This window comes from Candidatus Odyssella thessalonicensis L13 (genome assembly GCF_000190415.1).
Lineage (GTDB): Bacteria > Pseudomonadota > Alphaproteobacteria > Paracaedibacterales > Paracaedibacteraceae > Paracaedibacter > Paracaedibacter thessalonicensis.
The window spans coordinates 67,188-90,275 of record NZ_AEWF01000007.1; the positions used below are offsets into that span (position 1 = coordinate 67,188).

Sequence of the window (23,088 nt, forward strand, 5' to 3'; positions counted from 1 at the left end):
CTGCCTTGTATGCTTACCGAATATATCATAGAAGAGGTCCCTTATTTTCAATGAGAACAGTAAAGTGTTATCTGCGTAAGCAGGAATATTTTTTTATCCGTTTCCCCCCTCGTCTAATGCTTACCGTACGGTTCGAGTGTGTCTGCGTTTTCAAGCAGCTATCTAGGATTTTACAGCAATTCATCCCTAAGCTTGATAAAGTACTGATGTTTCCTGTTAAAGCTTATTGCGGTAGTTTGGCGCGGACTTGCAAGGATTTAATGCTTTAAGAGGCAAAGTTAATTTTTCTATTCTCACCTTTCCACAATTGAATTGTAGTTAGTATTTTTATATATTTAAAAAGATAAGGAATTTTATCTAAAGTTTTATATTATACTTTATCCCTCACTCTTGGCTCCGGAAAGGAAGAAAATAGAGATGTCTAAAAAGTGGCTTTCCTTAGCGTTCTTATCCTTAACAGGATGCCATGTGCCTGAAGTTCATCAAAAACTGCCGCCTGTACCTAAAAAGTGGCTGGGAAGCTCTGAGAGTCAGTCAAATGCTGCTAATCCGTCTCAGTTAGCACAATGGTGGAAACAGTTTAATGATAACGATTTAGATTGGCTAATTAACCAAGCGTTGCGTAATAGTCCTGACTTATCCCAAGCTGCTGCAAGAATTGAGGAAGCGCGAGGGCTGGAGAAAACAGCGTTTGCTAATCTCTTTCCTAATTTTCAAGCCCACGCTGACTTAAATCGAGGTAAACAATTATTTATTGGACCTATTACAGGCAAAAGTTATGAGGCAGGTTTTGATGCAAGCTATGAAATTGATTTATTTGGCAAAAATCGGGAAGCCTACACTGCAGCTGAAGCCGAGATTTTAGCTACCCTTAAAGACTCTGACTGGACAAAGTTAAGTGTGATTGCTGAGATCGTCCGTACTTATTTATCTATGCGCGCGGCAGAAAAGCAGGTGGTACTCTCGGAGAAGAATTTAAAGATTCAAGAAGAAACTTTGGCCTTAGTCACAAAACAACACCAAGCCGGAGGAGCGAGCGAATTTGACGTAGAACGCACGGCCTTACAAGTTAATCAGTCAAAGGCACGGATTGCAGATTATCGGCGTCAACAAGAAATTTATATGCTCTCGCTCACGGTCTTAACGGGGCTTACGGCCGACGCCATCAAAGCGCATCTTAGCTCGGCTAAAGAAATTCCAGGCCTCAATTTAAAAGCGATAGCTGAGGCACCGGCCTTAATCCTCGCGCATCGTCCCGATGTCACGGCGGCAAACTTACGCTTTACTCAAGCAACGTCTCTTAAAAATTCTCAGGTGGCAAATTTCTTCCCAACCTTAAGTTTAAGCAGCTTATTCGGTTTATCGCGAACTTTGCTGGTTAATACCAGCTCAGTTTGGAATCTGGGTGCAACGGCAGCTATCAATTTATTCGATTTCGGTCGTATTCAAGGACAGATTGATGCGGCTTCTGCCCGTGAAGTGCAGGCATACGAAGCATGGCGTAAAGCAATTTTGCAGGCCCTTCAGGATGTAGAAACGGCTCTCCATAATATTAATCGTTTTTATGAACAAAAAGTTTCTCTTGATCAAGCAAAGAATAATGCGGGTAGGGCCGTCAAGCTTTCACAAGTGCGTTATCGTCAAGGGGATAATTCTCTTCTAGACGTGCTGGACTCTCAACATCAGCTTATTGAGGTCGATAAGTCCTTAATAGAAGCTGAATGTAACTATGTTATTTCAATTGTTGCTCTCTATAAAGCACTTGGCCAATATTAAAAGGAAATCGTCATGGAAAAAAACAGAAGATCATTGCAGGATTTATTAGTGCTCTGGTTCTGGTTGTGGGCACGGCTTGGCTTAGTCAATGGGGAAAAGAGTCAACAGATGATGCAGCCATTGAGGCCCATGTGATCAAGATTTGTCCTAAGGTTTCGGGGTATATCACAATTCTGCATGTGGATGATAATCAGTCGGTAAAGAAAGGACAAATTATTGCCGAAATTGATCCGCGTGATTATCAGCTGCGTGTTCAGGCGGCGCAAGCTAATCTAGCCTCAGCCAAGGTCTCTTTGGAAAATGCTAAGACCAATGCTAAGCGACAGCTTGCTATTGGTAAGGCCGCAGGAACTCAAAAAGAAATTGATAATGCCTTAACCGTGGAAGCGACAGCTAAAGCAACAGTTGATAGTGCTAAAGCTCAGCTGGCTTTGGCTGAAAAAGATTTAGCAGATACTAAAATCTTCGCGCCTCAGGATGGGGTCGTTACTCTTCGCAAAGCTGAAGTCGGCGCCTATGTGTCTATAGGCGAGCAGCTAATGATGCTTGTCGGCACAGAGCGTTGGGTTGTTGCTAACTTTAAGGAAACCCAATTGACAGATATGCGACCCGGCCAAGAAGCCTACATTGAAGTCGACGCCTATCCTGCTCTAGAACTCAAGGGGTATGTGGATAGTATTCAAAGAGGCACAGGAGCACGCTTTTCCGTATTCCCGCCTGAGAATGCTACAGGGAATTTTGTTAAAATTGTGCAACGAGTGCCGGTGAAAATTGTCTTTAAGGAGCAGCTTCCTCAAGATGTAGTGTTGGGCCCCGGCCTCTCTGTGACGGCAACGGTTCATACTTCTAAAAAGGCTAAGTCATGACGCGCGCCCAAGCTAATCCTTGGCTTATTGCTGCGATCGCTAGCCTTGCTACCTTTATGGAAGTATTGGATACTACAATTACTAATGTGTCTTTAAAACATATTTCAGGGGCCTTGGGCGCTGGTGAAGATGAAAGCACCTGGGTGTTAACCTCTTATCTTGTTTCTAACGGCATTATCCTGCCCTTGTCTGGCTGGCTTTCTGATATCGTGGGACGTAAGCGCTTCTTCATCGGCTGTATTTTAGGGTTTACTGCCACTTCCTTTTTGTGCGGCGCGGCCACTTCGCTGCCAGCATTAATTTTTTTCAGAGTTCTACAAGGCCTTTTTGGCGGCGGCTTACAGCCCACTCAACAAGCGATCATCCTGGATACCTTTCCTATTGAGAAGCGAGGCACCGTTTTTGCTATTACCGGGATTACGATTGTTATTGCACCAATTCTAGGGCCAACCTTAGGCGGCTTAATTACTGATAATTTTTCATGGCGATGGATTTTCTATATTAATGTGCCAGTCGGGATAATGGCTGCCTTCTTAGTGTGGCAATTAATCCAGGAGTCGCCTTCACTTAGGGATACAGCCGCTAAGGTTGATATCATGGGGCTGGGCTTAGTGTCTTTGGGGCTCGCCGCGCTTCAGATCGTGTTAGATAAAGGACAACAGGAAGATTGGTTTGCTAGTCCCTTTATTATTACCTGGGCTTTAGTTTGCTTTGCCGCCTTAGGGGTGGCTATTATATGGTTAGTCGGTCAAAAGGAACCTATTATAGATCTATCCTTGTTTGAGAATTGGGCGTTTGCTTCGTCTTGTATACTCATCTTTCTGGTTGGATTTGTTTTATATGGAACCAATGTAATTCTGCCGTTAATGCTTCAGAGTTATTATGGTTATGATGCTACTTTAGCTGGGTTAGTTCTATCGCCGGGGGGATTGATTCTGCTCGTCTTAATGCCTTTATGCGGTAAGCTTATCGGCAAGTTCCAAGCTCGCTTTTTGATTATGATAGGCTTTGCTTTATCTGCCGCTGGTATGGTTCACTCCATGTCTTTTAATCCACAGACGGATTTTCATACCTTCCAATGGATACGAGTTGCACAAGTCTGTGGTTTGCCCTTCTTGTTTATATCCGTCAGTACGCTCGCTTTTTCCACCATTCCTAAGGAGAAAAGCAATAAGGCGTCTGCCTTATATGCTCTTTCGCGTAATATTGGCGGAAGTGTCGGAATTGCGGTGGTGACCACTTATGCGGTTCGTCAGCAGCAAGTTCATCAAAATTTTCTCTCTGAACATTTAATTCCCGGCCATGCCCCTTTTGAAAATCTGCTGCAAAAAGCAGTAACGGTGACAAGAGATATGGACCAGGGCATGGTAAAAATTTATCAGATGTTACAAAAGCAAGCGGCCCTTAAAGCCTATATTGATACCTTTGAACTGTTAGGATATATCATGGTAGCGTTGATCGTGTTTACCCTCGTGGTGCTACCAGCAAACCGTCCCGCTAATCAAGAAACTCCAATCGGTCATTAAATAAGTCTTCTTGCAAAAGTAGAAAGTAAATCCCTTAAGAGGGAAGCTTTCTAATAAATTCACGCAAAATTTTTCCACTATTATTGCTTAAAATGTGTTGTAAGGTTTTTCTTTATTGTAAGAACACAGTTTTTTCCTAATTAAGGATAAGTCCATCCCTCTGAGGAATCTGTTTATATCTAACTTTATGTTCAGGAGCTTATAATGCCGTATGCTACTAAATCAGACTTGCCAAGCTCTGTGCGAGACCATTTGCCACCCCATGCCCAAGACATTTACCTGCAAGCCTTTAATCATGCTTGGGAGGAGTATCAGAATCCTGAAAAAAGGCGACAAGATAGTTCTCAAGAAGAAACGGCTCATAAAGTTGCTTGGGCAGCAGTAAAAAAGCAATATACCAAACAAGACGATACATGGGTTCCTCGCTCTAATAGTTAGGAATAGTCGAAGGGGGATAAGGTAAAGGCCGCTAATGGTGAGAATGTGAGATAAGGATAAAGGTTATGGGAGTTGATATTGGTTATCATGCGATCAAGCCAAACATAATTTATGAGGAACTTATTCCTTATTTTATGGGTAAAACAGATAATGTCGATCGCTTGCTGCGTCAGCTTGCCCGGGTATGGAAGAACCGAATTATAGCTAATAATTTTTCTACTTTAATTAGTTCTACTATTATTGAGAGTAGAGAGCAGCTGGCACTCTTTGAGCGCTTGAAGCGTAAAATTTTTTCTTCCTCATTTCCTTATTTTAATCCGGATCTGCATATTTGGGGACGGCCTTTCTTTACGGTGGAATTGGACAAAGACCGCATGGTTGACATAATTACCCGCTTTACCACGGCCGTAACAGATCAAGAAGTTCTTTACATCATTAAATCTCAAGCAGATCTGCTTGGGAAAAGTCTTTTCGATAATATTCTGCCGAAGATAAAAGATTCCTTAGACGAAGTGGTTCTCGAAGATCTTATAAATGATTTAAGCTCAATGGTCCAAAGAATAAAGGCTATGGTCGAAGCCGCAATCTATAAAAATCCGTTTATGGGCGAAAATGGTGATAAAGTTGATCTCTGCGATGAATTAAGCAATCCTTTTAAATTGATTGATCTTCTTGCCCTGGGGACGCCGGCTTGGATGGATCATGGAAATGTTTCACCCTCACTCCTTATTTTAGAAGCAGGCTTAGACTTCCCTCCCTATTTTAATTATTCACGCTGCTTAATGGGGGAAATTGGCAAAAAAGTTAAGCTGCGCCGCTCAAGGATTATTGAGGAAAACTATTGTTTAGGTGTTGTCGTCTATCCGGAAGATATGGCCACATTTCTGCAATTTATTGATCAGCATCAGCGCCGTTTTAAAGAGATCCTAATTAAAAAAGATTGGTCTTCGACTGATATCGAGTTATCTCTGCAAAAGATGAAAGAGGCCGTGTGTTTCTGCCTTAAAACTCAAAGTCTGTTTGTAGAATCAGCAGATATCTTCTGTCCGTTTAGTGGCCATATTCCCTAGGCCTTCTGGCCACTTAAATAAGGGACAGTTCCGATCCTTTCAAGAACTCTGACCTATAAAGTTAGGTAATCTAATATGTTCCCTGCAGAAAGCGAAGAGGATTCATCTTCTCCCGCTTAAAGATCTAGTCTGCAAATAAAGAGATCAATTTAGACCACGGGCAGTTCGCCACTTTGCTAGCGTTACATTATCTACTGTGGCATACCAGGCCTGGGCTTGCACCTTATCTGCTTGGGTACCGATCCCATGCTCTAGACAGTAAGCAAAGTTTAAAATAGCAAAAGTATGCCCTTGCTGGGCCGCGCTTCTATAATTATTGAAAGCCGCCACCTCATCTTTGCTTCCATTAAGGCCTTTTTCCTGAATCCAGCCTAGACTGTTTTGGGCCGCAGCATACTTCTGGTTTGCCGCTAAATGGTAGTAATAATAAGCGTGACTATAATCTTTTTTCCTCTCATACAGGCATCCAGCGTTATACTGAGCCCTTACATTACCTTGGTTGGCGGCTGCGCTAAAATAGGAGATCGCTGTTGCTGTCTCCGTGGGATTTTTAGCATAGTAACAGCCGAGATGATATTGCGATTCTTCATGACCTTGAGCGGCGGCCTTTGTCCACTAATAAACAGCTTGGCTAACATCGGGGCTAACAAGCCCTTGACCTTGATAAAACATTACTCCCAAATTATATTGGGCGCTGGTATGGCCTTGAGCAGCCGCTTTTTGATACCATTCCCTGGCCCGTGCGAAATCTTGAGCCACCCCTTTGCCTTGCTTGTACATAACCGCTAAATTGTTCTGCGCTTCTGCGTGACCATAAGCAGCGGCTTTCTCCCATAAAACAACCGCTTCTGCAAAGTTAGGGTCAAGCTCTTGAGCGTCGCTAAACATACACCCTAAATTATAAAGGGCCTCAGCCTGGGTTGATAGGCCCGCTTTGTGCCGCAAAGAGGCGGCCTCTTGTTCATTGCGGGGCATGCCATTACCCTCAGCATGCATTATTGCTAATCTTAAAAGAGCAGGAAAGAACTACCTATTCGCAGCTTCTTGATAATATTTTATAGCCATACCATAGTCTAGGATATCAAAATAGGGATTCTTCCTGATTTCTTTTAAATACATCTCTCCTATATCAAAAAAGGCTTGTCTAGCTGGGTAGAGAAGGGGCTCTTTGCCTTCTGAGAGGTTGGCAATTTCTTTCTCCTGTTTAAGGATCGCTGTAAGGTGTTCGAATCTCTCTGCACTTTTTAAAGGAATAAGTTGTGCTGTCCCCCAAATATCTTTGCAAAATTTGTTATCGGTTAAGATCAGGGCTTTGAACGCTTTGGAAACTTTTGCCAAGGAAAGGGGGGCATTCGCTGGTAGAAAATCCAGAAGATGAGACTGAAGTTCTACTGGTAACTGCTGTAGGGTTGTGCTTGATGCTTTTAACAGCGCTGTTGTATGCGGGGCTTCATTACCGGAGGGAAGGTTATAGCCTAATCCTTCTGGGCAATTGGGGAGCGTTGTTCCCCCATTCTCGTCCTTAATCTTTTCCAGGCTGTGGCCAGAAAAGGTAGATAAACTAGAAACTAGTAACCCTAAAGTAATATTCTTAAAATTGACCATATAACCGCTCCTAGTATTTATTAACATCTACCCTTGGTAGATAGGAGTTTGGCAATAGGTATTCAATATTAATTAAATAATATAAGAAGATGTATGTAGTTATATTTAGGAAAAAAGTAACTTAAATGTAACCTTGGTAAAGCATGAAGATATTGTAGTATTGATTAATCCTTTACTGCCGTTTAAGCGGATAATGCTGAGGGGGTGCAGCTCCATTATAGGTCACCGCTTATTCGTTCCACTCTCCAGTACATGGCTATTAAAGTATAAATATTGAAAGTAATTAGGGTGGTAAGTATAATGCTTTGAAATTATAGAAATTGTGATAAAAAATGAAAAAGACAATAATAAAGAGTATAATGCGTGTAGCTTTAGCTGGTTCTACCCTTACCTATTATGGAACAGCGATGGATTGCCAGGGACCCAACGAGATAGAAAGCGGCTCACGTAAAAGGAAAGCAGCTGAGCTTGAATCCCCTGCTGAAACAGCTAAAATCGTAGAGGAAGATTCTATAAAAAGGGCACGTTCTACAGAGATAAGTTCTTTTGAAACACTGCTCCTCCAAGCAGACGCAAATAATCCTCAGGCTCAATATGAACTGGGAATTGCATATCAGCAAGGTAGGATAACTCCTAAAGACCTCGGTAAAGCCTTCGCGTGGCTACAGAGAACAGCTGAGCAAGGCTATGCGGCAGCGCAGTTTAAGTTAGCTAATTGTTATTTTACGGTCAGTTGGAATCAGTCCATCTCAGGAATCAGCGTTTGCTACAGGTGTACCCTCGATTAGGCAATGGTTAAAAGGCGGGAACCGTTTATCATTAGGTATAGCCGGGGAAAAGGGATACCTTGAATCAGTCAAGATTGCCTTTCCTAGAAAACTGTAGACTGTTCAAATCTCTTAAATGTCAAAGCCTGGGCTATCACAAAATAGAAGCTTGGGCTTTTTTATGGTGCTTGCTTGAGCTAAGCAAGGGCTTCAGTACACTATCCTTTTATACTTCTGCTCCATTAGCAGGAGAGATTTATGCTACCCAATAATTTATTATTTTCTAAATTAAACAGCAACTTAAAATGTAAGTATTGAAAATAAATAGATGAATTAATACATAACATAATATGTAGTTTATTATAAAATGTCGGAAAAGAGTATGAAGAAGACAATAGTAAAGAGTATAATGTGTGCAGCTTTGGCCGGGTCTACCCTTACTTATCAGGGAGCAGCTATGGAGCCCCAAAGCCGTGAAGAGATGGAGATGGAAAGCGGCTCTCGTAAACGCAGCGCAAATGAGCTTGAAACTGACGCCCCCGCAAAAGGAATTCTAAAGGATTATTCTATCAAAAAGCGACGGTTTACAGAGAGCAATTCTTTTGAAGCACTGCTCCTTCAAGCAGAAGCAAATGATCCTCAGGCTCAATATGAGTTAGCGGAGATCTACAAAAAAGGTGAGATAATTTCTGAAGATCAAGAGAAAGCCTTTGAATGGTTCAAAAGAGCAGCTGATCAAGGACATGCTGAAGCCCAGTTCAGGCTTAGTAATTGCTATGTCATAGGGTATGGGGTTACCAAAGATTTAGAAAAGGGCCTGGCTCTGTGCGAGAAAGCAGCTGAGCAGGGGCATGTTGCAGCCCAATTCATAGTCGCCAGGTCTTACTTCCGCGGAGAAGGCGTTAATAAAGATGTAAAGCAGGGGTATGCTTGGGCAGAGAAAGCAGCGGCACAGGGTTATGCCAAGGCACAATTGATCTTGGGTAACTGCTATCTTACAGGTTTTGGGATTGAAAAAGATGCAGGAAAAGCTTTCTCATGGTACCAGAAAGCAGCTCATCAAGGCGCAGCTGAAGCTCAATATAAATTAGCTGAATGTTATGACAAAGGTTACGGTGTCGCTGCAGATCCTGCCCAAGCAGTTGCTTACTACCAGAAAGCGGCTGACCAGAATTATGCTGTAGCCCAATATAAGCTAGCGGAATGCTATCACAAAGGTCATGGGGTCGCTGCAAATCCAGAGCAAGCCTTTACGTGGTACAAGCAATTAGCCGATCAAGGACATGCTAAAGCACATCACGGAGTTGGTTTATGTTACTATGAGGGGCAGGGCGTCATACGAGATCGTAGGCAAGCCTTTGACTGGTTTAAGAAGGCCGCTGACAAAAAATATGCTGAAGCCCAGTATCAGCTAGCACAGTGTTACCACGAGGGTGAGGGTGTGGCTCAAGATTCTGCCCAAGCCTTTGCTTGGTACCAGAAAGCAGCGGAGCAGAATCATGCCAAAGCGCAATATCAATTAGCAGGATTTTATGCTAAAGGGCAGATTGTCGATCAGAATCTTGCCCAAGCCTTTGCTTGTTATTACAGAGCAGCTAGCCAAGGATATGCTGAAGCCCAGTATCAGCTAGCGGAATGCTATCACAAAGGTCATGGGGTCGCTGCAGATTCTAGGCAAGCAGTGGCTTGGTACCACAAGGCAGCAGCCCAAAATCATGCTAAGGCTCAAGTTGAACTTGCGTTATGTTATTATACAGGTCATGGGGTTACTGCAGATCCTGTACAAGCCATTAGCCTGTGCCAGAAAGCAGCTGAGCAAGGATTGGCTGAGGCACAGTGTAGGCTGGGTAACTGTTATCTTTCAGGTTATGGGGTTGAAAGGAATGTAGAGAAAGCCTTTGAATGGTTCAGAAAAGCAGCTGATCAAGGACTGGCTGAGGCGCAGTATAGGGTTGCTTATTGTTACGATAATGGTGAAGGTGTTGCTGCAGATCCGGTGCAAGCTTTTGAATGGTATAAGAAAGCTACTGAGCAAAGATATACTGATGCGTACTATCCTGTAGGCTGTTGCTATCTTAACGGTAAAGGTGTTGAGAGAAGTCTTATAGAAGCTGTCAAATATTTTGTGCAAAGTAATCAAGCTGAAGCTTTTACAGCATTGCGCCAAATCCTCGGTCCTCTTAAAAAACTAAACGGGCCAGAAGAGTCATCTTTTGAGGAAAGGGTTCAGGATTTAAAGGAACTTACAGATAGACTTATTATTGAGAATGATATTAAGGCTGGTTTCCAAGTGACCCATTTAGGGCCTCGTCAAAGGGAGGACCTAGAGCGTTCAGCCTTATATCGAGGTGTAAGTGATCTGGGGACTGCCCTATCTGATATTTTACATGCTATGAATTTACCTGGATTTATGGTCAAATTTGCCCAGGTACCTTGTGAATTCGCGCGTGAAGACAAGCATAAATTAGATTTCCTAAAGACTTACGAATCTGAGCACAATTTAACCTGCTTTGGTAAAGAGGCTGTGGCAAAAGGTAATCTATTGGAGCGATTGCTAATGGAGCAAAGACCTAAACATTCAAGAAATTACACCTCTATAGTTGATCGTGTTAAAGAAAGAATAGAAATAGAAACGACGACTGCTAGTCAAGTTGAGGCTAAAATAAAAAAGCTTGATACTAAGATCCGTAAAATGACGGATAAAGGTAGGCCTAGCCCAGAAAGGTATCAGCAAGAAATTCTTAATCAAGCGCAGATCTATGGCATACCGGCAGAAGACATTCTCTCATTCTTCACTAAACACGATCCTCAGCAGCACCTAGAAAGCAGTAGAGCAAAGCGTAGCCATTATCTTAAGAAGAAAGTACTTTATAAAAACGCGTTACAAAAGCTGCAATCATCTATTGCATTTTTGAATGAGCAAGTGACTATTATAGAATATATTATGGAGAAGCTCCCTAAACTTTTGCTAGATACATTACATCTGAGAAACCAGCATTTGATGACTCTTTATCCAGACTTAGCCTCAAGGGAGGAATCTGCGATAGACTTTCAGACATATATTCATAATAGAACATTCAGACACTATATGCCGGGTGGATGGTTATATTAATAGAATATTCACTCTTACTTTTAATCTAAATTAGATTGCTTACATAATAAAGCTCAGGCTATCAAGGTTAGTAGCCTGAGCTTTCGCCATCTTTGTGAGCAATTAAATTCGCAGTAAGAAAGATCGGGGGTTAAAAGAGCTCAGTTTGCCTATTAGGGATGGTAAGTTCAGAAGAGAAACTAATAGAAACAATTGAATAAGTTTACTGCAAATTGGAAGCAAAAAATAATGTAGTGGATCTCGTCTAACGGCCCTACGTTAGAGGAAAACTGGTCTGCTGGCCATCTCGTTGGGTAAGAATAAAGTTAGCTCTAAAACAACAAGTCAAAAGGGTGGGAGTGATAGCCGATAAGAATTAGAACGGCTTGCAATATCTTTTAGTGAGAGGATTCACTTGATAAAGTTCTATCTTATGAGAAATCAATACTTATTCTGTCTTAAAGTAGATATCAAATTAGGATATAAATATTGAAAATACACAAATGAATTAATATATAATGTTTAGTTTATTAAAAAAGTTGAGTAAGAAAATATGAAAAGGAACTTAGTAAAGAGTATGATGTGGGCAGCTTTAGGGTGCTCTACGCTCGCTAGTCTGGGAATAGCTATGGACGACCCTTCCAAGGATTCATTGGCAACTGCTTTAAACTCTCCTGAGTCAATTGTAGCAGATATAAATATTGTTAGAGAAGCAGACGGGAGAAAAAGCGATCAGAAGCGGAAATTAGATGCACTTGATTTTCCTTCTCAAACAGAGGCAATCGCCGAGGAAAGTGCTGAAAAAAGGCTGCGGTCCACAGAGGAAATTTCTGTTGAAGAACTGATCGAGCAGGCACAAGCAGGCGACCGTGAGGCGCAATATAGACTAGGAACCGTCTATCACAAAGGTAAGATGAAGCTTGATTCTGACGCAGCTAAGGAAGCAATCCGGTGGTTTACCAAAGCAGCAGATCAAGGCCATGCCAAGGCACTGTATGAGCTAGGCGGCTATTATTACAGTGGTGAGAGTCTCGAGTATGACGCTGAAAAGGGCTTTAAATTAATAGAAAAAGCAGCTCAAAAAAATTATGTTGTAGCCCAGATCACGCTAGGCGATTACTATCTGTTGGGAGGCAGTGATTATGTTGATATAGATCTTAAGAAAGCCGTTTTCTGGTACAAGAAAGCAGCTGCTCAAGGCGATTGTGACGCACAGTTTAAGCTTGCTGAATGCTACACGAAAGGAACAGGTACCCGTAAGAATAAAAACCAAGCCTTTCAATTGTACAGAGAAGCAGCCGAGCAAGGGCATCTAGAGGCGCAGTACACTGTTGGCCGGTGTTATGCCGAAGGACGAGGGGTGGCTAAGGATCTTAATCAAGCTTTTGCCTGGTTTAAAAAAGCTGCACTCTCAGGGAGTGAGGAGGCACGTTACAAGGTAGGCTGCTGCTATCGTGATGGTTATGGCGTGAATAAGGATGTGATTGAAGCCGTTAGGCATTTTCTTCCCGCAGATGAGTATGGAAATCTTATAACGTCTCATTACGTGGGACACTATATAGGTTTTCCAGCACTGCGCGAGGTTTTAGGACCTCTTAAAAAATTGACAGGGCCAAGTGAGACTTTTTTTGAAAAGTGGATGCAGGATTTAAAGCAATTGATAGCGAAGCTTATAAAAGACAATGACATTAAGGCGGATTCCCCAATGCCCCATTTCTGGCAAGGCCGAATAGAGAACCCAGAACTCTTAGACTTGCATCAAGCGTTAAGTGACTTTGGTATTGCCCTATTTAGCCTCTTAGATGCTGTAAATTTGCCTGGATTTATGGTTAATTTTGCGACAGTACCCTTCGAGTTCGATTATAAACCTAATCATAAATCTGATTTCTTAAAGGCTTATCTATCTCCTTTTTCATATAATGGATACTTAACTTGCTTTGGTAAAGAGGCTGTTGCAAAAGGTGATCTATTGCATCAACTGATGGAGCAGCAAGACGAACAAGATTCAATAAGTTATACTCAGGTCTATGATCTTATTCAAAAAAGAATAGAAATAGAAACGATGAGTGAAAAAGACACTCAGGTTAATACAACAATACTTGATACTCTGATCCGTTCTATAGGAGAGCTAAGGGGCTCTGGCCAAGAGACGTATCATCAAGAAATGCTTAAAGAAGCTCAAAGTTATGGGATTTCTGCTGAGGACATTATGCCCCTGGAGAACAGTCCTATAAATCCTATCAGTTACCTTAAGAAAAAAGTACATTACGAGGAATTGTCACAAGAGCAACGGTCATATCTTGTGTTTTTAAAAGAGCAGATGACAATGTTAAAGCAAATCAAGGATGGTCTTTTTAACTACTTATGGAAATCAGTCCATCTAAGAAATCAGCGTTTGCTACAGGTGTACCCTCGATTAGCTAATGATTAAAAAGAAGGGGGTGTTTTTCGTCTGACCGATAGGTAGGAAAGGGATACCTTTAAGAAGCTAAGCGTGTAGGGGTTAGAGGGCTTTAGACGGTTTAAATCTCCTAAATAACAAAGCCCGGGCTATCACAAAATAGAAGCTCGAGCTTTCTTGCTATCCTGCTGAAGATTAGAAGAAGGCTCAAGAAAAATTCATTATTAAGCAAGTTAGGCAATGTTGCCCGGTTACTCAGTAAATATTTTCCATCGCGATTATTTTACTCTAATATTTTTCCATATTGTCTTCATAGATATTGGTAATAATAAATTTAGTACCCATATAAATTTTTATGTACAAGAATTATGGAGTAAAAATAATGAGTAAAACGTCCTCCCGTGTTATGGGCTTGATGGTTTCTATTTCTTTTTTAAGCTTCGCCCGCGCAGCAGTAATTCCTGCGGGCGAACAAGACTTAGTCATCGCGGCTCACCCTTCTTCTGGTGAGTTGCCAGCTAAAACTTTAGCAGAGATAGATTTGTTGGCAGAGCCAGCAGCTAAGGCTTCTGCGCCTGACGTTGCTTCTTCTAGATTTGAAGAAAAAGCTACGGGTGAGAGCCAAGTGAGCAAGCCGATTCAAGTCAAGACTCGCGATTGGGGGACAAAGTATAATGCTGTTGCGGCAGTGTATGGTCAAGTTCAACAAGACCGCGCGAGTTTAAAGGCCTTAAGGGGGGCGAATATTGCCCGCTTGCAAGAGGTATCAGCCCAAGATAACCCTAATTATTCTGAGTTAATGCAGACAATAACCGAGCAAACAAAGGATTATATTAGAACTATTTTAGCTGAAGAAGTGGCCAAGTTAGGCGCTGCTCCCTGCCAGTTCTCTGTTATGTCCATGGGATCAATGGCCCGTGAAGAATCTGGCTTTTTTACTGATCTAGAAATTGCTTTCTTGCTAGAGAAAAATTCTCCTGAGGCGCAACGTTATTTTAGCAAGCTCTCGCAACGCTTGGCGGACCGGATTTATCTTTTAGGTGAACACCCCAGCGTTGGTGGTAAAGGGCTGCGGGTAGATGAAGCTGATAACTCCCCGATCCATCTGACGTTTGCGAATCGTTATGCGGATCCAACACAGGTTAAAGAACGCCTGATGAGTGCCATAAAAAACCGTGAATTTAATAAGATTCCTGTTGAAGGTGATCGGTTGATGATTGCCAGCGTTGAAGAATTTGCGCGCTACTCGAGTCCCTTTTATATAGATGAACTTAAGAATCAGAATCGCCAAGAGTTACGCGAATTAAGGCGCAAACTAACCCGGAAGATATTTTTCAAGAATCTTTACAATCGTGCTAATCGTCATCTGAGTAAAAAAGAAATCTATGAAAATGCTGTCCGTTGGGTTGACCAGATGGTGCGCCCTTATACCGGCAAAGAACAGAAGCATATTGAAGATTTGAGCAGCCTTACCCGCAATACTGTCCATTTGTTTGGCGACAAAGCTGTCTATAATACCTATCTGCAAAAGCGCGAAGCCATATTAGCTGATAGCCCAAAGAATCATCGCTCTATGGTTGAAAATCGTCGCCAGGAAATTGCCCGCGACAAAATCTTGGACGACTTAAAGAAGTACGAAGCCGATGTCGACGGATTCTTAGCCCAGAATAAAGTGGGAGAAAAAATAGATCTAAAAAGGCAATTTTACCGTCTACCAGAGCAAATATTAACCAATCTTAGTTTCTATTATAATTCCCCAACCCAAAATACTTTAGGGATAGCTTCATTTTTAGAACAGAAAGGTATTATGGGGCAAGAGTTGGCTCAAGACGTGCAAGATCTGATGAACTTTTCTATGGGATTACGGCTGAAAAAACAGAGCCGTCTTGGAAAACAAGGTTATGCAATTTATCTGGATCAAGAAGCCTTTGAGAAAGATTTAAAAAAGTTAACCACGGAATTGAATGGCTTAGAGAAGGTTAAAAATCTGTTGATTAAAGCTGGCGAAGATGCTTCTGCGATCGAAAAGGTTGACAATAAGATGATAGAGCTGCGTCATAAAATTGATGAGCACAATAAGGTTGCGCCTGGATTAATCATTGATGAGCAAGATATTCAGCTGATGAATGAAAAATACATCCCCATTTTACAGCGCCTCTATCACGCTTGTATTGAATGGGTTAGTGGTAAGCTTAATGCTTTTAAAGCGTAAGCTGAGCCTATGAAAGCTATAAATCCTTTTAAGGAGACTCGCTAAAACTTAAGGCAGGTGACCGCCGTCATTGCTGAGAGTCTCGGCGCTGAAGAAGCTTAACACCGAAAGGGAAGGGGGAGTGTTTGCTAAAAGAAAATTATACTTTTTCTGCAAACTTTTTGATAACTTCTTCTTCCTTTGCTCTGAGCTGGTGATCCTTTTTTCTGCGGTCAGCTTTACTGAGCTCTTACAGACTGAATAGAGTCAGGAGGAGGGGAGAGGAGATAAGGCTTAGGTCTATAGGATAGGAGTCCCCATCATAAGCACCATAGGACTCCAGATCTCAAAAGGAAGATCATGAAAAGGGCTGCATCTCGGCAGCCCTTTAGTCTTTCAGTTTTCAGCTGAAGGGTATATGGCTATCTTGTACCTAACTATGAATACCCTCTCTCAGCTGGGTATTAACCCCAGAAAGATTTTACCAATGTGCTCAGACCCCGATAAACAGTTTTTAAAGCTGCAGTCACTAAATTGGTAACTTTAGCCCAACCGCTCTGAGGTTTCTGCTCCACAGGGGCATGCTGCATCTTAGCACGGTATTCCTGCTGACGTAGTTGAAACTCTCTTTCGACTTTTGGTGCATCACAATTTGGTGTGTACTTTAAGTTCTCCATGTTAAAGACGTCTAAGGACTTCTTTTTAGGATGATGAAGAGAGAGCTCTTCTATATCTATGCGGGATGCATTATAGCTAGCACTCAAATCCAGCGATTCATCAAGTAACAACTCTTTCAAAGCGTCTTGATCAGCAGTATTAAGATGAGCAAGGGATCTTTCCAGGGGGTCCCTTGGTTCTTCTTTCATTTGGTGGCTTCCTATACCTTCCACTATCGGTGAGTAAGTGGTCTCTGCGGTCGGGAAAGCCCAGCTATATCCTATGACTAATGCCATAGGTACAGCCTTATTTACCCATTTCTTCATTTTTGTTCTCCTTTCTATTTTTTCTGGAATTCTAGGATTCCATTTAGAACCTTTTTTAAAGGTTCTCCTAACACAAGCTTTTGGTAAAGCTTGGATTAAGCTCAAGTAGACACTTTAAATCTTAGGATCGCTTGAGATTTAATGGCCTCAATTATGTCTGTGTTCTGTTGTTGCACTAAATCAAAGATTTCACTATATCCGTAAAAAAGCTTATCTTTATAGTCAGGCACACCATTTTTGAAATGGATTAACTCTGCAAGATGGCTACTAGCAGCACTTACTGCATCAAGGTCCTGCACGACTTTTCCTTTATTCTCATGGATACAAGTGTGAATCTTTATCAGATCCTCTTCGGATAAGCGGTCAAGCCGGTTGTTTAATTCTGAACCTTGAATCGCTTCTGCTAAGTAGAACGTAGTAGAATCATCTTCTTCTCCATAGAAATTAGATGTTTTCCCCATAAGTTCAAAGCCTTCTGCAAATGCTACTGCAATTTCCATATCTTCTCGACTTGTTTCCTGATAAGGCTGTAGTAATTTCTCAAAGAGATAGGTTTGAATGGTGCTATATACGCGACTGCGCAGTTCAGTGTTGTCTAGGACTCTTCGCAATCTTCCACGGAATTTTTTAAAGATATTTAAGCCAGGCAGAATTTTCTCCTTGAAATTGTCTGCCCTAATGTAGGCATGCTGGATGTCAACCTCAGAAATACTTGGGTAGCGCGTCTTAGTTTTATCAATCTGTAACCGTATCTCTTCATGTTTTTGAGTCTCAGGTCCGTACTTGCCCAGAATCGCCTCTGATAGCGGTATCTCCCTGTACTCTTCAAGCGCTTGAAGAACCTCAAAAAATTCTGGGTCTGCATAAATAAAGCTCCGGGCATGGAGTCTGATCAGTTCAAGCTCGCTTCCTTTAGTAAAAATCAGTATTTTTTTCTTAAGAAGTTCTAATTCTGGTTTCCTTGCTTCTTCAAGGCGAATCATAGGGCTGCGTACATGCTGCTGCAGTTGGTCCCCTGTCATCCGCTGGTGAAGATTTATAATCTCTGCGTCTTCTAATTTATAAGCCAGAAACGATGCTTTTAGAAGATTAATGTCGTCAATATAGGTGGTCTTGTAGGCCTCAATATAGGCCTTAATAAGTCCTGTAAATAGGTCGCTATCTCTTAAGACTGCTTCTGCTTCCTCATAGGTTTCAGGCTGCGCTTTTCCATTGACATAACCTTTAAGGTACTCGGAGAGCAAAGTATCATCTTTTGCCGCGCACTGTAAAAGCTGTAGCTCCGCTGAAGAGAATTTATGAATAGAAGACCTTAAACTTAGGGCTATTATTTCTTTTACATCCGTAAAGTCAACCATGTAACGGAACATGTTACTAAAATTAAAGTGACCTAGGATTTGGTAAGCGGAGGCAAAGGCGTTCGGAATCTCAACACCATAAATTTGGTATGCCGCCGTCAGTTCTTTAATTGCTTCAGCGTTTTCTGCCTCAATTTTACTGGCCTCGGTAAGTGTGGCCTCAGTTTTTGCAAAGCAGGCCTTAAGAAATTCAATCTCTTTCGCTTTAAGTTTAAATGATGGATATTTGACAATATTATTTAGCAATGCCTGTTGCCTTGGAGTAAGTGATTGGCCACCACCTTGCTTGGCTGCCAATTCACCAAGAATTATCTTTATCTCCAAGCTTTTTTCTTGATCAGCATCTTCTTCTGAAACATCCAGATCTTTTCTAAAAAAGATACGTTTTCCCAATTCACCGATAAAAGACCTTTCAGATAAACGCGTTCTAAAGTCATAATCCTCAGCATAAATGATTTTTTCTTCAGCAGAAGGTTCGGGGTTTAAGTTATAAAGAACATGTTCTTCGCGGGTTAAAGGAATTATTGTGTAAGAATAATATTCCATTAGATTGTTGAACCGTTTGATAATCCGATCCTTTACCACCTTTGTTAGAGAGGTGGAAAAGGAGGTCACGAGTTGGGCTGCAATATATTGACCTGTGCACAGACCCATAAACGCTAAAGGAGAACCCAGAAGTACCGGATAGCCAATCGCTGCGCCAACACCTAAACCAGCAGTACCCGCCAGGGAAGCACCGAACAATTTAGTAGTATCAATAATTCGTTGATTCTCATGAATATTAAATAGGGTAATGTCACTGGCTTTATTGATAACCTTTTCGCTCGTAGTTGTCAGGAGCTTGGTAAAAGCTTGGCGCAGAAAATATTGCATTTGCGGCCGAAAATATTCCCAAATTGATTGGTATCCACCTTCTTTTGGTAGCTTTATAGAAGCAACTTTTTCTGTTTCTAGAGGTGTCGTCGAGAGATCCTCCCTCTCTTTGCCTTTGGTTTCTGTGTCAATAACGGTGATAGATATAAAGTCCGCTTCTGCCTCATTTAACCCTGTCTCTGCCTTAACTTCTTTATCTGATTCAGTTTCTGGCGCTAGGCAAGGTAAAGAGGCTTTCTGTAATGGTGCCGATCCATCACCAGTAACGTGATAAAGATAGGACTGGCTGTGACTAATTAGGGGACCAATTATATCCTCGACACGCCCTTTAATAGATTGACCAAAGGCTTTATGATGAAGACTAATGATAAAGTTAATAATCATTTCATCTACATGATATTGGAGATAACTGTTCACAGGCCCAAAGTCGAGCAATGAAATCAGCGCTCCTTTAACGGGGATATCGGGTATAACCTTTTCTGCTAAACAGCGGAAAACAGATTTATCTAAATAAATTGGCTTGCCATTACTATCGATAAAGGGCTGCTTCAGGCAAAATTTATAGATCAGAAAGCTCATACTATTGCGTAATTCTTCGACCAAAGGACGTAAAGCTTCTATATTAAATTCATCTGACTGAGGATCAGTATTCTTTATATGACGGCTCAGATAATGCTTGTTAAAGCTTTTCATATAAGCTTCAAGGCTATCAGTTACTAGAGACTCTAAACCTTTGTGTCGGAATTGATGATAAGTTTGATATAGTTTCTTTCCATCCGTCTTAATTGACTCGGTAAAGCTTTGAGCGCCGCCCCATAAGATTTCCCTTGCTAATGAAGAGGGAGGGGAAGCATTTTGCACGGCACTACTTAAAGAGTGAACCATGAGGAGGGGATCATGCTCCTCTTTGGATCGGCCCTGCTTGAAGCCAGAGGTCGAGCACGAGGGCGCTACATCCTGGCCAAACCCGGTGCTGGAAGATAGACTTAAGAGTGTGGCACTAAATAAAAGTATGGTTGAGTAAGACTTGCGAAAAGACATAAACCGTCACCTTAAATTTGATCTTTTTATTGTTTCTATTCTTTAGCCTCATGGTCTGTAATAACCTAATAGTTAACCAATAAACCAAGCTATAAAACCTCTGGCTTATTTTATAAGATTGTTAAGAGATAAGCTGTTATGGACTCAAGGTTAACAGCATAAATAATGGTAAGCTATTGCATATGCATGCTTTCTCAAGATACTCATATTCTTAGCTCTTCTTATCGTAAACTAAGCCTCAGTTCTAAGGATTGAGAATATACCTGAAAAATTAAAAATCAAGAAAATATTAAGACGGAATTTAATATTTTTAGTAAAATTTCACCTGTAGTGAAAGACATAAAAATTATATTTTTACTAGTCTAAGAATGTGATCTTAATCAGACAAAGTAGAAGGTAATTATTAAGAATATACCCTGTTATTTGCTTAAGGGTGGCTCTTATTATTTTTGCCCCTTACAATTTGTGGTAAGCAAAATACCCTTCCTGATGATAAGAATTCCTAGATTATCTGTGAACAAGACAGTATTGAATTGCTTAGATTGGATAATGCATTAAATGCAAGGTATATCCTAACTCTTCGAATCCATTTATAACTGCTGCTTCTAAATAAGAGCCAATCGCTCGAGGGCTATCGTCAACAATGACTAAATGGCCGGGAGAAAGCCGCACTTCTTGTAATAATTGAAGCATGTGTGCCCCCTTGTTATGTCCAATAAAAGCATAACCATTATGATAGGCTAGTAAATGCTGATCACAAGTTTTAATCACACTATGATCAAGGTCTGGCTGATCTTTGAGATTTATTCCTGACCAGGCAATCATCGCATTGACCTTTTTCTCTGTTTTACTTTTTAGCTTTTCAGGGTTAAACGTACTTAATATCGAAGAGATATGCTGATTTATTGTGACATAATCAATTGCGTCTTCTGCATGGGGAAGCCGTATATTCATTAAATCAGAGTGCATTTTTAACTGGTGAGCGTATTTCTTCAATTTGACATCAATAACAGGGGGGCGAGCGGTGGTGACAAGCACAGGGATTTTATGCCTTTTCCAGCTTTGAATAATCTCTGGGGTCTCTTGATCGCGCAAAAGTGTGTCAACTTCATGTTCTAAAAGCATACGTTTGCTGTGACTACAAACCCAAGAGCCGTCATATTTCTTTTGGCGCCAGGCACCCGGGGCATTAATGGTGTCGTCCCAGTCCGTAAGGACGCTTACTTTTGCCGACTTACTTAACTCTAAAACTTTACTATGTACAGACGCATATTGAGTTATTGTCGTAAAAGTATGGGGTTTGCGGCTAAACGCAGACGTAGCTCGGACTCCCAATTCATGGGCCGGCAAGGAAGTTCCTAGAAATGCATATCCGATCACAATGATCCCTAACCACAACTTCTTATAATCCATAACCATTATTTAAAGCCCCATCCTTTGAAAAAATAGTAAATTTTTGTAAAATTATTCTTAACAATAAAGAGGGGCGCTCGGCAAGGGCTACATAAAAGTTTAAACTTAAGCTTATTCCTTCTGCTTAACAATAAAGCTCCTCCAACAAGCCGCTGTAATAATAAGTAATCTCCATATCGCAAAAGGAGGCTTGAAAGGCATATTGGGCAATTGTATAACCGTATAGAAGTTTTATTTAAAATTTGAGGAGAATAAGCGTGATCAAGAACTTTATGAAGCACTTAGAAGATCATCAAGTTAGATTTGTTGATTTCCGCTTCACAGATATCTTGGGGACCTGGCATCATATGAGCTTTCCTGTCGAAGCGGTTGATGAAAGCTTGCTGACTGAAGGAATTTACTTTGATGGATCCTCAATTAGTGGATGGCGCCAGATCCACGAATCTGACATGGTTATGATGCCTGACTTTTCATCAATTCACCTCGATCCTTTTTCCGCTCAAACAACTCTAATCGTTATCTGTGATATCTATGATCCTAGATCAAAGTCTCCTTACAACCGCGATCCTCGCTCGATTGGTAAGCGTGCTGAAGCGTACTTGCAAGAGGATGGAATCGCCACAAAAGCTTACTTTGGTCCTGAGGCAGAATTTTTTGTTTTCGATGGGGTCCGTTATGGGGTTCAAGAAACAAAAGCGTTTTACGAGCTGGAGTCTGATGAATTTCAAGCCAACAATCACTTAGCAATGAATGAAAGAAGTCATGGCCATCGTCCTTTACCCAAAGGTGGATATTTCCCGGTTATGCCTATTGATTCCTTACATGACATGCGCTCAGAGATGCTAACGGCTATGCAGCAGATGGGGTTGAAGATGGAAAAGCATCATCATGAAGTTGCCCCGGCTCAGCATGAACTTGGATTCCGTTTCGGGGAGTTAGTAGAGACCGGCGATAATATTCAGATCTATAAATATGCGGTTCGTAATGTGGCACATGGTTATGGGAAAACGGCAACCTTTATGCCGAAACCGATTTTTGGTGATAACGGATCAGGAATGCATGTTCATCAATCGTTGTGGCATAATGGCCAACCCTTATTTGCAGGCAATGGCTACAGTGGCCTGTCAGAAACGGCACTGTATTATATTGGCGGCATTTTGAAACATGCCAAGGCTTTGAATGCCTTTACAAATCCCAGTACCAATAGTTATAAACGACTTGTGCCTGGCTATGAGGCTCCGGTGATCCTGGCCTATTCTGCGCAAAATCGTTCTGCCGCTTGCCGCATTCCTACCGCCACTCATGAGAAAGCAAAGCGAGTAGAGGTGCGCTTTCCGGATCCCTTAGCCAATCCTTACTTAGGTAACGCTGCCATGCTTATGGCTGGGCTGGATGGAATCCGCCATAAGATACATCCGGGCGAGGCCTGCGACCACAATCTTTTTGAAGAATTGGATATTGCGGCTAAACTGCCCTCCATGTGTGGTTCCTTGCGGGAAGCTTTAGAAGCGTTGCAGACTGACCATGACTTTTTATTACAAGGCGAGGTCTTTAGCACAGACTTAATTGAGGGGTATTTGGAGCTAAAGTGGCAAGAAGTCTCTTTGTATGAGCGAACGCCCCATCCCTTAGAGTTTATGAAATATTATACTTGGTAATAAAGGAGGCTCCTTTGGAGCCTTTCTTTTT

Annotated in this window: 16 protein-coding genes and 1 pseudogene; 10 read left to right on the forward strand and 7 right to left on the reverse strand. The window is 41.6% G+C overall.

Features of this window, described 5'->3' with window-relative positions:
• The first annotated feature begins 417 nt into the window (after positions 1-417).
• From HMO_RS0110825 to HMO_RS0110845, 5 genes are all read left to right on the forward strand, one after another.
• Entirely contained in the window at positions 418-1,776 is a 1,359-nt protein-coding gene (locus HMO_RS0110825) for an efflux transporter outer membrane subunit (protein ID WP_010302840.1), read from the forward strand.
• A 65-nt stretch (positions 1,777-1,841) separates the two neighbouring features.
• A complete protein-coding gene (locus HMO_RS0110830; protein ID WP_010302843.1) occupies positions 1,842-2,642 on the forward strand; it encodes an HlyD family secretion protein in 801 nt (266 codons plus the stop codon).
• On the forward strand, positions 2,639-4,168 hold the full coding sequence (locus HMO_RS0110835; protein WP_010302845.1) for a DHA2 family efflux MFS transporter permease subunit: 1,530 nt from the start codon (positions 2,639-2,641) through the stop codon (positions 4,166-4,168). Before HMO_RS0110830 ends, HMO_RS0110835 begins: the two co-directional genes overlap by 4 nt.
• Before the next feature lie 204 nt (positions 4,169-4,372).
• The gene (locus HMO_RS0110840; RefSeq protein ID WP_010302847.1) at positions 4,373-4,606 is read left to right on the forward strand and encodes a ChaB family protein; all 234 of its coding nucleotides are present in this window, start codon (positions 4,373-4,375) and stop codon (positions 4,604-4,606) included.
• A 65-nt stretch (positions 4,607-4,671) separates the two neighbouring features.
• Positions 4,672-5,676, forward strand: a complete 1,005-nt coding sequence (locus HMO_RS0110845) for a hypothetical protein (protein WP_010302848.1) — start codon at positions 4,672-4,674, stop codon at positions 5,674-5,676.
• A gap of 144 nt (positions 5,677-5,820) precedes the next feature.
• On the opposite strand, the gene HMO_RS17585 is transcribed toward HMO_RS0110845, so the two are convergent.
• From HMO_RS17585 to HMO_RS15790, 4 genes and pseudogenes are all read right to left on the reverse strand, one after another.
• Positions 5,821-6,201 (reverse strand): SEL1-like repeat protein, encoded by a 381-nt coding sequence (locus tag HMO_RS17585; protein WP_083821299.1) that lies wholly within the window; start codon positions 6,199-6,201, stop codon positions 5,821-5,823.
• 90 nt (positions 6,202-6,291) lie between these two features.
• Complete coding sequence (locus HMO_RS15785) at positions 6,292-6,651, reverse strand: tetratricopeptide repeat protein (RefSeq protein WP_175282122.1); 360 nt, start codon at positions 6,649-6,651, stop codon at positions 6,292-6,294.
• Positions 6,628-6,684, reverse strand: a pseudogene (locus HMO_RS17690) (hypothetical protein); the annotation flags it as partial. The pseudogene HMO_RS17690 and the gene HMO_RS15785, both read right to left, overlap by 24 nt.
• Before the next feature lie 18 nt (positions 6,685-6,702).
• A complete protein-coding gene (locus HMO_RS15790; protein ID WP_010302855.1) occupies positions 6,703-7,281 on the reverse strand; it encodes an F-box protein in 579 nt (192 codons plus the stop codon).
• A 359-nt stretch (positions 7,282-7,640) separates the two neighbouring features.
• Here HMO_RS15790 and HMO_RS0110855 point away from each other — a divergent pair, with 359 nt between their 5' ends.
• From HMO_RS0110855 to HMO_RS0110880, 4 genes are all read left to right on the forward strand, one after another.
• A complete protein-coding gene (locus HMO_RS0110855; RefSeq protein WP_010302856.1) occupies positions 7,641-8,069 on the forward strand; it encodes a tetratricopeptide repeat protein in 429 nt (142 codons plus the stop codon).
• Positions 8,070-8,430: 361 nt separating this feature from the next.
• Entirely contained in the window at positions 8,431-11,160 is a 2,730-nt protein-coding gene (locus HMO_RS15795) for an SEL1-like repeat protein (protein ID WP_175282123.1), read from the forward strand.
• A 556-nt stretch (positions 11,161-11,716) separates the two neighbouring features.
• Positions 11,717-13,570 (forward strand): tetratricopeptide repeat protein, encoded by a 1,854-nt coding sequence (locus HMO_RS15800; RefSeq protein ID WP_175282124.1) that lies wholly within the window; start codon positions 11,717-11,719, stop codon positions 13,568-13,570.
• A 352-nt stretch (positions 13,571-13,922) separates the two neighbouring features.
• Positions 13,923-15,752, forward strand: coding sequence for a DUF294 nucleotidyltransferase-like domain-containing protein (locus HMO_RS0110880; RefSeq protein ID WP_010302867.1), 1,830 nt, complete (start codon positions 13,923-13,925; stop codon positions 15,750-15,752).
• 443 nt (positions 15,753-16,195) lie between these two features.
• Here the strand turns inward: HMO_RS0110880 and HMO_RS0110885 are convergent, their stop codons facing one another.
• The 3 genes from HMO_RS0110885 to HMO_RS0110895 all read right to left on the reverse strand — a co-directional run bounded on the left by HMO_RS0110885 (position 16,196) and on the right by HMO_RS0110895 (position 21,405).
• Positions 16,196-16,714 carry a hypothetical protein gene (locus HMO_RS0110885; protein WP_010302870.1) on the reverse strand — a complete coding sequence of 173 codons (519 nt, stop codon included), beginning with the start codon at positions 16,712-16,714 and terminating at the stop codon, positions 16,196-16,198.
• Between the two features lie 101 nt (positions 16,715-16,815).
• Positions 16,816-19,986 (reverse strand): hypothetical protein, encoded by a 3,171-nt coding sequence (locus HMO_RS0110890; protein WP_010302873.1) that lies wholly within the window; start codon positions 19,984-19,986, stop codon positions 16,816-16,818.
• 537 nt (positions 19,987-20,523) lie between these two features.
• On the reverse strand, positions 20,524-21,405 hold the full coding sequence (locus HMO_RS0110895; RefSeq protein ID WP_010302876.1) for a hypothetical protein: 882 nt from the start codon (positions 21,403-21,405) through the stop codon (positions 20,524-20,526).
• 266 nt (positions 21,406-21,671) lie between these two features.
• On the opposite strand from HMO_RS0110895, the gene glnA reads away from it, so the two are divergent.
• Entirely contained in the window at positions 21,672-23,057 is a 1,386-nt protein-coding gene (gene glnA, locus HMO_RS0110900; RefSeq protein ID WP_052572036.1) for a type I glutamate--ammonia ligase, read from the forward strand.
• Positions 23,058-23,088 lie beyond the last annotated feature (31 nt).